We start from the raw sequence: 13465 nt of genomic DNA, 5'->3' as shown, positions 1-13465 counted from the left end.
GCTATGGATGTCTCTTTGATTGTTCCGATTGCGATGGAGGAGAAGCTTCGTTTTGCTATTCGTGAAGGTGGTCGTACTGTTGGTGCAGGTATCGTTTCTAAAATCATTGAGTAAATAATGCTTGTTGGGGGGGGTAATTTGAGAGTTTAGGGGTATAGCTCAGTTGGTAGAGCGGCGGTCTCCAAAACCGCAGGTCGCGGGTTCAAGTCCTGCTGCCCCTGCCAAGCGAGTCTTAGTTTTTAGCTGTGAAGGGGTGGGTTTTAACTGCCTTCTTCGCTTTTTTTTGCATAGGGCTTGTTTTTTTGTGTGTGAATCGGTATTGAGTAAGAAGTGAAGAAGCAGCGGAAGGCTAGACGTTCGCTTTTTACGTTTTTATGGTGTTTGTTTTGTTGTATAAACAGAATACAGTTAGAAAGAGTGTAGAGTGGCTGATGGTATCTAAAATCAATCCAATTACCTTTTTGAAGCAGGTTTATGCAGAAACAGCTAAGGTGAAGTGGCCTACACGCCGTGAAACAGTTATCTCTACTGTTATGGTGTTGTTGGTGACGGTGTTGGCTTCAGCTTTCTTTTTTGTTGTGGATCAGATCATGCATTTTGGTGTTTGGCGGGGTATTGGTCTTCTAAAATATCTTTTTAGTTGAGAGTGCAAGGAAGTGTTGCTGTGGCTGCTCGTTGGTATATTGTTCAAGCATATTCAAATTTTGAAAAAAAGGTAGCAGAGGCTATTGACAGAGAGGCAAAGCAAAAAGGGCTTGATCATCTGTTTGAGAAGATTTTTGTTCCGACAGAGCGTATTGTGGAAGTTCGTCGTGGGCGTAGAGTTGATGCTGAACGGAAGTTTTTTCCTGGCTATGTTCTTGTTCGTGCTGAGTTAACAGATGAGGTTTATCATCTCATTAAAAATACTCCTAAGGTGACGGGTTTTTTGGGTTCAGATGCGCGTCCTGTTCCTATTTCTGATCGAGAGGTCGAGGAAATTCTTAAACAAGTTCACGAGGGTGTTAAGTCTCCAAAGTCTTCTGTGTCGTTTGAGGTTGGAGAGCAAGTTCGTGTAGCTGATGGTCCTTTTGTTTCGTTTAATGGGGTTGTTCAAGAAGTTGAAGAAGAACGTTCTCGCCTTAAGGTGGAAGTGTTAATTTTTGGGCGTCCTACGCCTGTTGATTTGGAATTTGGTCAGGTTGAAAAACTCTGATTAAACTTTAGAGTGATTTTAATCACTTTTAAATAACTGGTGGGAGGTGAATTGTGGCTTTATCGCCTTGATGATCCGAACCACTTGACTGCAGCGGGTAGCGGGTAAGGTGAGTTGCCAGCATACCAGTGAAATTGAAGGCAGATTGTTATGGCAAAAAAAAGTATAGGTCAGCTTAAGTTGCAGGTTCCTGCAGGAGCTGCTACTCCGTCTCCACCAATTGGACCGGCTCTTGGTCAGCGTGGCATCAATATTATGGAATTCTGTAAGGCGTTTAACGCTGCTACGCAGGAGATGGAGAAAGGTGCACCGATTCCAGTGATTATTACTTATTATCAGGATAAGTCTTTTACGTTTTCTTTAAAGACACCTCCGGTTTCATTTTTTTTGAAGAAAGAAGCAAATTTGAAATCTGGTTCGAAAGAGCCTGGAAAGGTGTCTGTAGGCAGCATCTCTCGTGATAAAATCCGTTCAATTGCAGAAGCAAAGATGAAAGATCTTAACGCAAATGGCATTGAAGCAGCGATGCGTATGGTTGAAGGTTCTGCTCGCTCTATGGGCTTAGAAGTGGTGGGCTAGCATTATGGGAAAAAAGTAGCAAAAAGAATAAAAAATATTCGCAAGGGTGTTGATTTTAATGAAATTTACGCTTTAAAAGATGCTGTTTTGATGGTTAAAGAGCGTGCAATTGCGAAGTTTGATGAAACAATTGAGATTTCAATGAATTTAGGTGTTGATCCTCGTCATGCGGATCAAATGGTTCGAGGTGTTGCTCATTTGCCTAACGGAACAGGGAGGAATATCCGTGTCGCTGTTTTTGCGCGTGGGGATAAGGCCGAAGATGCTAAAGCGGCTGGCGCCGATATTGTGGGAGCTGAGGATTTGTTTGAGAGGATTAATGGTGGGACGATAGATTTTGATCGTTGTATTGCAACACCGGATATGATGCCTCTCGTTGGTCGTCTTGGTAAAATTCTTGGTCCACGGAGTTTAATGCCAAATCCGAAAGTTGGAACTGTGACACTTGATGTTTCTAGTGCTGTAAAAGCTTCTAAAGGTGGTGCAGTTGAGTTTCGTGTTGAAAAGGCTGGTATTGTACATGCTGGTATCGGTAAGGCCTCTTTTGGGGTTGAGAAGATAGTGGAAAATATTAAAGCTTTTGTAGTTGCTGTTATTAGAGCTAAGCCGCAAGGCGCGAAAGGTGAGTATATTAAGCGTGTCGCAGTTTCTTCGACTATGGGGGTTGGGGTTAAGGTCGATCCTGTAACTGTTTGTTCAGAGTAAGTTTGAGCAGATTTATAATTTTGTTTGGGGTGTGTGAATATCAAGATTGTATTTAATGTGTCGGTTGCTACCGACAGTGAGTTATCTAAGCTTTTTTGAGCTTGGGTTATACCGGAAGAAATTTCGGAATATCCTGTCCGAGATTGTGGGTGATGCTATTTTAGTGTCTTAATCAAAACAAACCTGCATGAGACTGGGGTAAAAACTGAGAGTTAAAGACTTAAAGGGTTTGACCAAGGTTGCCTTTGATCGCTGTGCGTGAAAAGGGGGCAGGATCCTCATCGATAACATGGAGTATTTTGTGTTATCAAAGGTAACCAACGGGTTTGTTTTATAAAAATCCGTTATATGGAGAGAGACAGTGAATAGAGCGGAAAAACGCGAATTTGTTACATGGCTTAACGAGGCTTTTCGAAAGTCTGGTTCCGTTGTTGTTGCACATTATTCCGGTCTGACAGTTTCGCAAATGAATGATCTTCGTTCAAAAATGGGTGAAGCTGGTGGTGCCGTTAAAGTCGCCAAAAACCGTCTTGCTAAAATCGCTCTTCAGGGCACGGAATCTGAATCAATAGTAGATTTGTTTGTTGGACAAACGCTCATTGCTTATTCAGAAGATCCGGTTACAGCACCGAAAGTTGCTGTTGATTTTGCGAAAAGCAATGACAAATTTGTTATTCTTGGCGGTTCAATGGGTGCAACAAGTTTGAGTGTAGATGCTGTGAAGTCATTGGCTTCATTGCCTTCGTTAAATGAGTTGCGGGCAAATCTTGTGGGTATTGTTTCTACTCCCGCGACCCGTATTGCACAGGTTGTTAATGCGCCTGGAGGTCAAATTGCGCGTGTCATTGGAGCATATGCTCAGGAGGATAAGGCGGCTTAGGGCTGTTTTATATTCACGTTTATGGAAGAGTTTTGATGCTTTTCTGTTTTTTGAATAAGTTTTAAATAATGATTCAAATCTTTTAATTAAAGGAATTTAAAAATGGCTGATCTAACAAAGATCGTAGAAGACCTTTCTAATTTAACTCTTTTGGAAGCTGCTGAGCTTTCTAAAATGCTTGAAGAAAAATGGGGAGTTTCAGCTGCAGCTCCTGTTGCTGTAGCAGCAGTTGCTGGTGCTGCAGCTCCAGCTGCTGAAGAAAAAACAGAATTTGATATTATTCTTGTTGAGGGTGGTGCACAAAAAATTAATGTCATTAAAGAAGTTCGTGCTCTTACTGGGCTTGGCCTTAAGGAAGCTAAAGATCTGGTTGAAGGAGCTCCTAAACCTATTAAAGAGGGTGCTTCTAAAGATGAAGCAGAAAAAATTAAATCTCAACTTGAAGCTGCTGGTGCTAAAGTTGAGCTCAAGTAAATTTCATTTTATTGGCGAGCATTTACGTTCGCCAATTTCCTTTCTTTTAAGAAGAAGGGATGTGAACAGTGGGAAGCTTTTCCCAAGCAGTCCAGTAGTTGTAAAAGCTACAGGTTTTACCCTTAGTTCCCTCATTGTAATATCAAGCAAATGGATAGCTTGATATTTGTGGAGGGGCTGATGGTACTCATTATAGGGTATCAAGTGAACTGGTCTGCATGTGCAGGTTAATGATATGAAATTTTCAAGGTTTAGTCTGCCTTGGAGAGTAAAGATCAAGGAGCGACGATGGCTCAGACTCTAGCGATGATGTCTCAATTCAATGGTCGTAAGCGCGTACGCAAATTTTTTGGTAAGATTCCTGAAGTAGCAGAAATGCCGAACCTTATAGAGGTTCAGAAAGCGTCATACGATCAGTTTCTCATGGTTGATGAACCAAAAGGTGGGCGACCAGATGAAGGTTTACAAGCTGTTTTTAAATCCGTGTTTCCTATTTCGGATTTTTCCGGTACAGCTATGCTCGAGTTTGTTAGTTATGAATTTGATTCACCCAAATTTGATGTTGAGGAATGCCGTCAGCGTGATTTGACTTATGCTGCACCATTAAAAGTTATATTACGTTTAATAGTTTTTGATGTTGATGAGGAGACTGGTTCGAAGGATATCAAAGATATTAAAGAGCAAGGCGTTTATATGGGCGATATGCCTTTAATGACGATGAACGGTACCTTTATCGTTAATGGTACAGAGCGTGTTATTGTTTCACAGATGCATCGTTCTCCTGGTGTTTTTTTTGATCATGATAAAGGGAAGTCACATTCATCAGGAAAGTTTCTTTTTGCTGCTCGTGTCATTCCTTACCGTGGTTCTTGGCTTGATATTGAGTTTGATGCCAAGGACATTATTTATGCCCGTATCGATCGGCGACGTAAGATTCCTGTTACGAGTCTTTTGATGGCGTTAGGTATGGATGCGTCAGATATTCTGTCAACGTTTTATAACGAAGTTACTTATGAACGGGACGGAGATGGGTGGCGTATTCCTTATTCTGTTGATCGCTTTAAAGGAATGAAACTTCTTTCTGATCTTGTAGATGCAGATAGTGGTGAAGTTGTTGCTGAGGCAGGTAAAAAGCTAACATTTCGTACTGCAAAGTCTTTGGCTGAAAAAGGTCTCAAGGCGGTTAAAGTAAGTGAGGACGATTTATTAGGATGCTATCTAGCTGAAGATATAGTCAATTACCAGACAGGTGAAATTTATCTTGAAGCTGGTGATGAGATTGACGAAAAAATATTAAAGATTTTGTTTGATGTTAATGTAGATCAAATTAATATTCTTGATATTGATCATATGAATGTTGGTGCATATATCCGTAACACTTTAAAAGTGGACAAAAATGAGAGTCGGCAGGACGCATTGTTTGATATTTACCGGGTAATGCGTCCAGGTGAGCCACCAACGATTGATACAGCCGAAGCTATGTTCCATTCTTTATTTTTTGATCCAGAACGTTATGATCTTTCGGCTGTTGGGCGCGTTAAGATGAATTTGCGTATGGATCTTGATTGTCCAGACACAGTTCGCATTTTGCGCCAAGAAGATATTCTTGCTGTTGTTAAGATGTTAGTTGAACTACGCGACGGTCGTGGTGAGATTGATGATATTGATAATCTTGGCAATCGTCGCGTTCGTTCAGTCGGGGAATTGATGGAAAATCAGTATCGCATTGGCTTACTTCGTATGGAACGTGCGATAAAAGAACGTATGTCTTCGGTTGAAATTGATACAGTGATGCCTCAGGACTTGATAAATGCAAAGCCTGCCGCTGCTGCAGTTCGTGAGTTTTTTGGATCTTCACAATTATCGCAGTTTATGGATCAAACAAATCCATTGTCAGAGATTACTCATAAGCGTCGTCTTTCTGCTCTTGGTCCAGGTGGTTTAACCCGTGAACGTGCGGGGTTTGAAGTTCGTGATGTGCATCCTACACATTATGGGCGTATTTGTCCGATTGAAACTCCAGAAGGTCCCAATATTGGTTTGATTAATTCCCTAGCGACATTCGCGCGAGTTAATAAATATGGTTTTATTGAAAGTCCATATCGCAAAATTATTGATGGGAAAGTAACCACCGAAGTTATTTATCTATCTGCTATGGAAGAATCAAAGCATTATGTGGCTCAAGCAAATTCTTCACTGGATGCTGAAGGACATTTTACAGAAGAGTTTGTTGTTTGTCGTCATGCAGGTGAAGTTTTGATGGCTCCGCGGGATCATGTGGACTTAATGGATGTTTCACCAAAACAATTAGTATCAGTAGCAGCAGCTCTTATTCCATTTTTGGAAAATGATGACGCGAATCGTGCGTTGATGGGGTCGAATATGCAGCGTCAGGCAGTTCCACTTGTACGAGCTGAGGCACCATTTGTTGGTACGGGTATGGAATCAATCGTAGCTCGCGATTCTGGTGCTGCTGTTAGTGCAAAGCGTGCTGGTATTGTTGATCAAGTTGATGCAACCCGTATTGTTATCCGTGCGACAGAAGATTTGGATCCATCAAAATCTGGTGTTGATATTTATCGTTTACAAAAATTTCAGCGGTCCAATCAGTCTACTTGTATTAATCAGCGCCCTCTTGTGCATGTCGGTGATCGGATAGAGAAGGGTGATATCATTGCAGATGGTCCATCTACAGATCTTGGTGATTTGGCTCTTGGGCGGAATGTTCTTGTAGCATTTATGCCTTGGAATGGATATAACTACGAAGATTCTATCCTGCTTTCCGAGCGGATCGTTGCAGATGATGTCTTTACCTCGATTCATATTGAGGAATTTGAGGTTGCTGCGCGTGATACGAAGCTTGGCCCTGAAGAGATTACACGCGATATTCCTAATGTTGCAGAAGAAGCATTAAGAAATCTTGATGAGGCAGGTGTCATCTATATTGGTGCTGAGGTTCAGCCCGGTGATATTTTAGTTGGTAAGATTACACCAAAGGGTGAAAGCCCCATGACACCTGAAGAGAAGCTCTTGCGTGCAATTTTTGGGGAAAAGGCTTCAGATGTTCGTGATACTTCTATGCGAATGCCTCCTGGAACTTTTGGGACTGTTGTTGAAGTTCGTGTTTTTAACCGTCATGGTGTTGAAAAAGATGAACGTGCAATGGCAATTGAACGTGAAGAGATTGAGCGTTTAGCTAAAGATCGTGATGATGAGCAGTCGATTCTTGATCGCAGTGTTTATGCACGTCTTTCCGATATGTTGATAGGCAAAGTCGTTGTAGATGGGCCAAAAGGCTTTTCGCATAGCAAGGAGCTTGATAGTACGACGATGGGTCAATATCCGCGCTCACAATGGTGGCAATTTACTGTTGAAGACGAAAAGCTTCAGAATGAAATTGAGGCTTTGCGTAAGCAGTATGATGAATCGAAGGAAGCATTACAACGTCGCTTTATGGATAAAGTTGAGAAGGTCCAAAGAGGCGATGAAATGCCTCCTGGTGTCATGAAAATGGTGAAGGTTTTTGTGGCTGTTAAACGTAAAATCCAACCAGGCGATAAAATGGCAGGACGTCATGGCAATAAGGGGGTTGTATCACGTATTCTTCCAGTAGAAGATATGCCGTTTCTTGAAGATGGGACTCATGCTGATATTGTGTTAAATCCGCTTGGTGTACCCAGTCGCATGAATGTAGGCCAAATTTTAGAAACTCATCTTGGTTGGGCATGTGCTGGGATGGGCAAGAAGATTGGCGAGTTGGTAGAATTATATCAAGAGACTGGGGATATACTTCCTTTACGTCAACGTATCGAAAATTTTATGCCTGATAATGATCGTAATGAGCCAGTGCGTCAGTACGATAATGAAAGCCTTTACAAGTTGGCGCTACAGATGAGAAAAGGCGTTTCAATTTCAACGCCTGTTTTTGATGGGGCGCATGAAGCTGATATCAACATGATGTTGGAAGATGCAGGCTTAGATAGTTCAGGACAAGTTACGCTTTATGATGGTCGTACCGGGGAGCCTTTTGATCGTCCAGTGACAGTGGGGTATATTTATATGTTGAAGTTGCATCATCTTGTTGATGACAAGATTCATGCGCGTTCGATTGGCCCATATTCGCTTGTTACGCAACAGCCACTAGGTGGTAAAGCACAATTTGGTGGTCAGCGTTTTGGTGAAATGGAGGTCTGGGCACTTGAAGCTTACGGTGCTGCATACACTTTGCAGGAAATGCTTACAGTTAAATCAGATGACGTGGCTGGTCGAACAAAAGTCTATGAAGCAATCGTGCGTGGTGATGATACATTTGAGGCGGGTATACCTGAAAGCTTTAATGTGTTGGTGAAAGAAATGCGTTCACTTGCTCTTAATGTAGAACTTGATGATGTGCGTGAATTTATTGCACAGAGGGCATTATCTGATACAGCAGAATAATAATTAAAGGAGCATACTGGAAAGGGTGTGCTCTAATTGTCTTGGAAGGTTAAATAAAGAAACTTCTATTAAGGTAGCGCAGATAGTTTAAAAAGTAAAAATAGGTTTTAAACGAGATCTGTGATAAAATTAATTAAAATATTACAACAGGTTCTAAGAATCTTTGAAGGAGAACAGCATGAACCACGAGGTCATGAATCTTTTCAATCCTCAAGCACCAGCGCAGACATTTGACTCTATTCGCATTTCTATTGCGAGTCCTGAGAAGATTTTATCCTGGTCGTATGGTGAGATCAAGAAGCCTGAGACTATTAATTATCGGACTTTTAAGCCAGAGCGTGATGGTCTTTTTTGTGCACGTATATTTGGTCCTATTAAGGACTATGAATGTTTATGCGGTAAATATAAGCGCATGAAATATAAAGGTATTATCTGTGAGAAATGTGGTGTTGAGGTTACTCTTTCACGTGTGCGACGTGAGCGTATGGGCCATATTGAGCTTGCGGCACCTGTTGCTCATATTTGGTTCCTTAAATCATTACCAGGCCGCATTTCTACACTTTTAGATTTAACTCTGAAGGATATTGAACGGGTTCTCTATTTTGAGAATTATATTGTAACAGAACCAGGATTGACATCCCTTAAACTCCATCAGCTTCTTTCCGAAGAAGAGTACATGCTTGCTGTTGATGAGTTTGGAGAAGATCAGTTTACAGCTATGATTGGTGCTGAGGCTATTTACGAGCTTTTAGCTGGTATGGAGTTAGAAAAAATCGCGAATGATTTGCGTGTTGAATTAGCAAAAACGACTTCGGAGTTAAAGCAGAAAAAGTTGATTAAGCGGCTTAAGATCGTTGAGAATTTTCTTGAATCTGGCAATAAACCAGAATGGATGATTATGAAAACGATTCCGGTTATTCCACCCGATTTACGTCCGTTGGTTCCACTGGACGGGGGACGTTTTGCAACGTCAGATCTTAATGATCTTTATAGACGTGTTATAAATCGGAATAACCGATTAAAACGTTTGATTGAATTGCGTGCTCCTGGAATTATTGTGCGTAATGAGAAGCGTATGGTGCAAGAGGCTGTTGATGCATTGTTTGATAATGGCCGGCGTGGACGTGTGATTACTGGAGCAAATAAGCGTCCGTTAAAGTCTCTTTCCGATATGCTAAAGGGTAAGCAAGGGCGCTTTCGTCAAAATTTGCTCGGGAAGCGTGTTGATTACTCGGGGCGTTCTGTTATCGTGACAGGTCCTGAATTAAAATTGCATCAATGCGGTCTTCCTAAAAAAATGGCTCTGGAGTTATTTAAGCCATTTATTTATGCGCGGCTTGATGCAAAAGGTTATTCATCAACTGTAAAACAAGCAAAGAAGCTTGTTGAAAAAGAGCATCCAGAAGTTTGGGATATTTTGGATGAGGTTATCCGTGAGCATCCTGTTTTGTTGAATCGTGCGCCGACATTGCATCGCTTGGGGATTCAAGCTTTTGAACCTATTTTGATTGAAGGGAAGGCTATCCAGCTTCATCCTTTAGTGTGTACTGCTTTTAATGCGGATTTCGATGGTGATCAAATGGCAGTTCATGTTCCGCTGTCTCTTGAAGCACAACTTGAAGCTCGCGTTTTGATGATGTCAACAAATAATATTCTTCATCCAGCTAATGGTGCGCCAATTATTGTTCCATCACAAGATATGGTTCTTGGTCTTTATTATCTTTCGATTGTTTCTGAAAAAGAACCGGGTGAAGGGATGGCCTTTTCTGATATAGGTGAACTCCATCATGCTTTGGAAAATAAGGTTGTAACTCTTCATACGAAAATTAAAGGTCGTGTTAACAACATCGGTAAGGATGGAAAAAAAACCGCTAGAATTTATGATACAACACCTGGTCGTTTAATTATTGGAGAGCTTTTGCCAAAAAATCCAAATATCTCTTTTGATATTGTCAATCAAGAAATGACTAAAAAGAATATTTCTAAGATGATTGATCAGGTTTATCGGCACTGCGGGCAAAAAGAAACAGTTATTTTCTGTGATCGTATTATGCAGCTAGGCTTTTCTTATGCTTGTCGTGCGGGAATTTCGTTCGGTAAGGACGATATGGTTATTCCTGATAGTAAGTCGCGTTTGGTTGCAGAAACAGAAGCTTTAGCTAAAGAGTATGAGCAGCAATATAATGATGGTCTGATTACACAAGGTGAAAAATATAACAAAGTTGTAGATGCTTGGGGTAAATGTACGGATCGTGTTGCGGATGAAATGATGAAGCGGATTCAAGCTGTTGAATTTGATCCTAAAACAGGGCGTCAACGGCCAATGAATTCGATCTATATGATGTCGCATTCTGGAGCACGTGGTTCTGCTAATCAGATGAAGCAGTTGGCTGGTATGCGCGGATTAATGGCTAAGCCATCAGGTGAAATTATTGAGACACCAATCATTTCAAACTTTAAGGAAGGTCTAACAGTTAATGAGTATTTCAATTCGACGCACGGTGCACGTAAAGGGCTTGCTGATACTGCATTAAAAACAGCTAACTCTGGTTATCTAACACGGCGTCTTGTTGATGTTGCGCAGGATGCTATTATTTCAGCAGTTGATTGTGGTACTGCAAAGGGTCTAACTATGCAGCCAATTGTTGATGCAGGGCAAATTGTTGCATCTCTTGGACAAAGAATTCTTGGTCGTACAGCTCTTGTTGATATTCTACATCCAGTTTCTGGAGAGGTTATTCTTGAGGGTGGGGCGATGATTGAGGAGGCTGATGTTTCTAAGATTGAAGAAGCTGGAATTCAGTCTGTCCAGATTCGTTCTGCTTTGACATGTGAAACACGCCTTGGTGTTTGTGCTAAATGCTATGGTCGTGATTTGGTGCGCGGGACACCAGTTAATCAGGGAGAGGCGGTTGGTGTTATTGCTGCACAGTCTATTGGTGAGCCTGGAACACAGCTTACTATGCGTACTTTCCACTTAGGTGGAACAGCGCAGGTTGTTGATTCATCGCATTTAGAGGCTTCTTACGAAGGTACGGTAGAGATTCGTAATCGTAATGTGGTTCGTAATTCTGAAGGACATTTGGTAGTTATGGGACGTAATGTGGCTATTATTATCAAGGATGAGTCCGGAAAAGAGCGTGTTGTGCACCGTGTTAGCTATGGGGCGCATATTTTTGTTGATGATGGTGATGTGGTTAAATGTGGCCAACGTATAGCAGAGTGGGATCCCTATACACGTCCGATTTTAACTGAAGTTGAGGGCTATGTGGGCTTTGAAGACATGATTGATGGTTTGTCAGTTACTGAGACAGCTGATGAATCGACGGGGATTACGAAGCGTCTGGTAATTGATTGGCGTGCCAATCCGCGTGGTGCTGATCTAAAACCAGCCATTATCATCCACGAAGATAAAAAAGGTGAAACTATTGCCAAATTGTATAAGGGAAATGAAGCCCGTTACATGATGTCAGTGGACACCATTCTTTCTGTTGAGCTTGGTGCTCATGTTAAGGCAGGTGATGTTATTGCGCGTTTGCCAATGGAAAGTGCTAAGACAAAAGATATTACGGGTGGTCTACCGCGTGTTGCTGAGCTTTTTGAAGCGCGGCGTCCAAAGGATCATGCTATCATTGCTGAAGTCAGTGGCACAATTCGCTTTGGTCGTGGTTATAAGAATAAGCGTCGTATTATCATTGAACCAAATGATGAAACTCTCGAACCAGTAGAATATTTGATTCCAAAAGGTAAGTTGTTTCACTTCCAAGAAGGTGACCAAATTGAAAAAGGGGATTATATTCTTGATGGTAATCCAGCTCCTCATGATATCTTGGCGATTAAGGGTGTTGAAGCTTTGGCATCTTATCTTGTTAATGAAATTCAAGAAGTTTATCGTTTACAGGGTGTTTTGATTAATGATAAGCACATTGAAGTGATTGTTCGTCAGATGTTACAAAAAGTTGAAATTACTGAGTCTGGGGATTCTGGTTATATTCCAGGTGATAATGTCGACCGTATTGAACTCGATGAAATCAATGATAATTTGATTGCAGAAGGAAAAAGACCTGCAGCTGGTAATCCCATTCTTCTTGGAATTACGAAAGCATCTCTTCAAACACCATCTTTTATTTCAGCGGCATCATTTCAGGAAACAACTCGAGTGCTTACTGAGGCAGCAGTTTCTGGTAAAATTGATACTCTGCAAGGTCTTAAAGAGAATGTTATTGTCGGTCGTCTTATTCCTGCGGGTACAGGTGGTACGATTGCGCAAATCCGCCGTATCGCTACAGTTCGTGATGATTTAATTGTAGATGAGCGGCGCAAATCTAGCAAGGACGAGATAGTTAAGGCTGCGTTGCCAAATATGACAGCCGGAGCAGTTGCTGAATAATTCGAACTTCATGTTGAGAAAGTGATATAAAAGCGCCAGAATTAAAGTTTTGGCGCTTTTTAGATTTGAACAGTAGAAGTTGTGTGTTTTTTACAAATATGCTGTAAAGTGTATAGGGCAATTGTTGCTTCAAGGATCTTTTGTAGCATATTGCATTCTTTCCTCTTTTGCTTCACTTATAAAATTTCTTATTTTGCAGTATAAATGATTAGAAATCTGTTCCATAATTTGAAAAGTAATTTATTCTCTGCTTTATAATGCTAACTGAGATTTTGAAAAAACAGACATATTTCTTATACATAGAAGGCTATAAAACAGCTTTATGAAATGTAAGAATATCACTTAATTGGTGAATTAATACGCGAATTTTCGATCATTCTTTAATTTATATTACTATAAAGAAGAAGAGTTTTTTGTGTTTTTCTTGGTGGCGCACATGAGATTTATACACAAAAAAATCATCATAAATTAAAACAAATACTGCGTGCTAAAAGCATTACATTTTTTATTTTTCTGAAATATTTGATACATTGACTATACTTGGAAAATCACCTAAGGATAAGAGAGCGCATAAGGAGTTAACCACAAAGATTGGCGAAGACCTGGGTGGTTTACAGTATATGCAGCATGGTATCGGTGATCTGCTATATGGTTTAGAAAGATATCCGGGAGACTTTTTTAAAAGTTTAGCTTGTTTTTGGGTTAATCATTAATTTTAAAGTGTGTTTCATTTTTTGAGAGATTTACTTTCTATTTCAAGAGATAGTTTTTCCTATCTAATAACGGGCGTTAATGGGATTTTAAA

Annotated in this window: 8 protein-coding genes, 1 tRNA gene and 1 pseudogene; all 10 read left to right on the top strand. The window is 40.8% G+C overall.

Going from position 1 to position 13465, the window contains the following annotated elements:
- Window positions 1–114, top strand: a 114-nt coding sequence (locus tag WCP76_RS04160) for an EF-Tu C-terminal domain-related protein (protein ID WP_455578898.1), incomplete at its 5' end; no start/stop codon positions are given.
- A 34-nt stretch (window positions 115–148) separates the two neighbouring features.
- Window positions 149–224 (top strand) — tRNA-Trp (locus WCP76_RS04155).
- A gap of 207 nt (window positions 225–431) precedes the next feature.
- A complete protein-coding gene (gene secE, locus WCP76_RS04150; protein WP_336294421.1) occupies window positions 432–644 on the top strand; it encodes a preprotein translocase subunit SecE in 213 nt (70 codons plus the stop codon).
- A 20-nt stretch (window positions 645–664) separates the two neighbouring features.
- Window positions 665–1195: a transcription termination/antitermination protein NusG gene (gene nusG / locus WCP76_RS04145; RefSeq protein WP_336294420.1), complete on the top strand. Its 531-nt coding sequence runs from the start codon at window positions 665–667 to the stop codon at window positions 1193–1195.
- Between the two features lie 150 nt (window positions 1196–1345).
- Window positions 1346–1774, top strand: coding sequence for a 50S ribosomal protein L11 (gene rplK / locus WCP76_RS04140; protein ID WP_336294419.1), 429 nt, complete (start codon window positions 1346–1348; stop codon window positions 1772–1774).
- A 12-nt stretch (window positions 1775–1786) separates the two neighbouring features.
- Window positions 1787–2479, top strand: a pseudogene (gene rplA / locus WCP76_RS04135) (50S ribosomal protein L1); the annotation flags it as partial.
- Window positions 2480–2840: 361 nt separating this feature from the next.
- Complete coding sequence (gene rplJ, locus WCP76_RS04130) at window positions 2841–3359, top strand: 50S ribosomal protein L10 (RefSeq protein ID WP_336294418.1); 519 nt, start codon at window positions 2841–2843, stop codon at window positions 3357–3359.
- 102 nt (window positions 3360–3461) lie between these two features.
- Window positions 3462–3833, top strand: a complete 372-nt coding sequence (gene rplL / locus WCP76_RS04125) for a 50S ribosomal protein L7/L12 (RefSeq protein ID WP_336294417.1) — start codon at window positions 3462–3464, stop codon at window positions 3831–3833.
- A gap of 288 nt (window positions 3834–4121) precedes the next feature.
- Window positions 4122–8270, top strand: coding sequence for a DNA-directed RNA polymerase subunit beta (gene rpoB / locus WCP76_RS04120; RefSeq protein WP_336294416.1), 4149 nt, complete (start codon window positions 4122–4124; stop codon window positions 8268–8270).
- Between the two features lie 178 nt (window positions 8271–8448).
- Window positions 8449–12660: a DNA-directed RNA polymerase subunit beta' gene (gene rpoC / locus WCP76_RS04115; RefSeq protein ID WP_336294415.1), complete on the top strand. Its 4212-nt coding sequence runs from the start codon at window positions 8449–8451 to the stop codon at window positions 12658–12660.
- The last annotated feature ends 805 nt before the right edge of the window (window positions 12661–13465 follow it).

It is taken from the genome of Bartonella vaga (genome assembly GCF_037070895.1).
Lineage (GTDB): Bacteria > Pseudomonadota > Alphaproteobacteria > Rhizobiales > Rhizobiaceae > Bartonella.
Note: the sequence above shows the minus strand (reverse complement) of the source record. Positions and strands in the feature narration are given on the sequence as shown.

Excerpts from the sequence above, each read along its gene's own strand:
- rplL (WP_336294417.1), top strand. The coding sequence starts at position 3,462 with ATGGCTGATCTAACAAAGATCGTAGAAGACCTTTCTAATTTAACTCTT.
- rplK (WP_336294419.1), top strand. The coding sequence starts at position 1,346 with ATGGCAAAAAAAAGTATAGGTCAGCTTAAGTTGCAGGTTCCTGCAGGA.
- rpoC (WP_336294415.1), top strand. The coding sequence starts at position 8,449 with ATGAACCACGAGGTCATGAATCTTTTCAATCCTCAAGCACCAGCGCAG.
- secE (WP_336294421.1), top strand. The coding sequence starts at position 432 with ATGGTATCTAAAATCAATCCAATTACCTTTTTGAAGCAGGTTTATGCA.
- rpoB (WP_336294416.1), top strand. The coding sequence starts at position 4,122 with ATGGCTCAGACTCTAGCGATGATGTCTCAATTCAATGGTCGTAAGCGC.